The following is an 898-nucleotide window of genomic DNA, read 5'->3' as shown; positions in this document are numbered from 1 at the left end:
AAATGAACAAGGAATAATCGAAATTAACGACCTACGTCCTGGTGATTACCAATTTATCGAAACGAAAGCTCCGAAGCATTACGTTTTAGATGAAACACCAATCAAATTCACTATTGAAAAAGGACAGAAGAAAGCTATTTCTTTAACTGCTACAAATAGCTTAAAACAAGGTAGTATCGAATTACTTAAAGTTGATGATTTAAACACTCAAACAAAACTTGCCGATGCGGTATTTAATTTACTAGATCAAGATGGCAAAGTACTTAAAACAGATTTAAAAACAAACAGTGAAGGTAAAATCGTTATCGAAAACTTACGTCCTGGTACGTACCAATTCGTTGAAATAACGGCTCCTGAACACTATGATTTAGACAAAAAACCAATTATATTTACAATTGAAAAAAGCCAAAAAGATATTGCTACCGTTACTATGAAAAATAGTTTAACAAAAGGCGGCGTGGAACTTTCTAAAGTGGATGACGTCGATGGCACTACTCTTGAAGGCGCAGTATTTAAAATTGTGGATATGAATGGTACTGTAATTCGCAAAAATCTTGTTACGAATCAACAAGGTAAAATTAGCGTTTCTGACCTACGTCCTGGTGATTATCAATTCATCGAGACAACGGCTCCGAAACACTACGATTTAAACAAAGAGCCGATTCCATTCACAATTACAAAGAGCCAAGCTGATCCTATCTCCGTTACAGCTACAAATAGCTTAACGAAAGGCGCTGTGGAACTTTCTAAAGTGGATGATGTAGAGGGTACTGCTCTTAAAGATGCGGTATTTAAAATTACTGATCTGAATGGTAACGACATTCGTACTGAGCTTACAACAGATGTACACGGAAAAATTTCTGTTTCTGATTTACGTCCTGGGGACTATCAGTTTGTT

Annotated in this window: 1 protein-coding gene; it reads left to right on the top strand. The window is 36.0% G+C overall.

What is annotated here, in order from left to right; translation table 11 throughout:
• On the top strand, window positions 1-898 hold an 898-nt coding region (locus MR107_RS30160; RefSeq protein WP_255855177.1), incomplete at both ends, for an MSCRAMM family protein.

The sequence above is a fragment of the Bacillus cereus group sp. BfR-BA-01441 genome (genome assembly GCF_022663075.1).
GTDB classification, from domain to species: domain Bacteria; phylum Bacillota; class Bacilli; order Bacillales; family Bacillaceae_G; genus Bacillus_A; species Bacillus_A cereus.
Note: the sequence above shows the minus strand (reverse complement) of the source record. Positions and strands in the feature narration are given on the sequence as shown.